The sequence below is a fragment of the Alcanivorax sp. HI0083 genome, assembly GCF_001635175.1.
Genome location: NZ_LWFX01000042.1, coordinates 1 through 797, shown reverse-complemented (window position 1 = coordinate 797; position 797 = coordinate 1). Strand labels below are relative to the sequence as shown.

Annotated in this window: 1 protein-coding gene; it reads right to left on the bottom strand. The window is 58.5% G+C overall.

Features of this window, described 5'->3' with window-relative positions; all coding sequences use genetic code 11:
• Positions 1 to 797, bottom strand: a 797-nt coding sequence (locus A3754_RS00455) for an ATP-binding cassette domain-containing protein (protein ID WP_156496632.1), incomplete at both ends; no start/stop codon positions are given.

Here is a 797-nt window from a genome sequence, read left to right as displayed (position 1 = left end):
TTGGTCCAGCTCATCCCAGCGGGAAAAAGCCACTTCCAGTTGCTGCTCCAGCTCACTTTGCCGGGCTTGTGCGGCACTGATATCAGCCGGCTCACCCTTGTAAAAATCCGGGTCGGACATGCGTGTCTGTACCGCGTCCAGATCCGCTTCCAGCTGTTCAATGCGAGCGGGTAATTGTTCCAGCTCCCGTTGATCCTTGTATGACAGCTTCTTGCGGGCGGGAGCAGGCTTTTCAGCTACTGCTGCCGGCTTGGCGGCTTTGATGGTTTTTTCCCGCTTGGGTTCCGGGCGCTGGCGTAACCAGTCCTGGTAACCGCCCACATAGCTGTTCAATTCACCGTGCTCGAAGACCAGCGTGGAGGTCACCACATTGTCGATGAACTCACGGTCGTGGCTGACCAGCAGCAGGGTGCCCTGGTAGTTGATCAGCTGTTCCTCCAGGAGTTCCAGGGTTTCTGCATCCAGATCGTTGGTGGGCTCATCGAGTACCAGCAGGTTGAAGGGCTTGGTGAACAGCTTGGCCAGCAGCAAACGGTTGCGCTCGCCGCCGGACAGGGATTTCACCGGCTGGCGAACCCGGGCGGGGTCGAACAGGAAATCCTGCAGATAGCCGATCACATGCTTGTTCTGGCCATTCAGATTGATCACATCGGAGCCTTCCGCCACGTTGTCGATCACGCTTTTTTCTTCGTCCAGGGTGTCGCGCAGCTGGTCGAAGTAGGCCACCTGCAGCTGGGTTCCCTGTTTTACCGTGCCGCTGTCCGGAGCCAGGCGATCGAGCAGCAGGCGAATCAGGG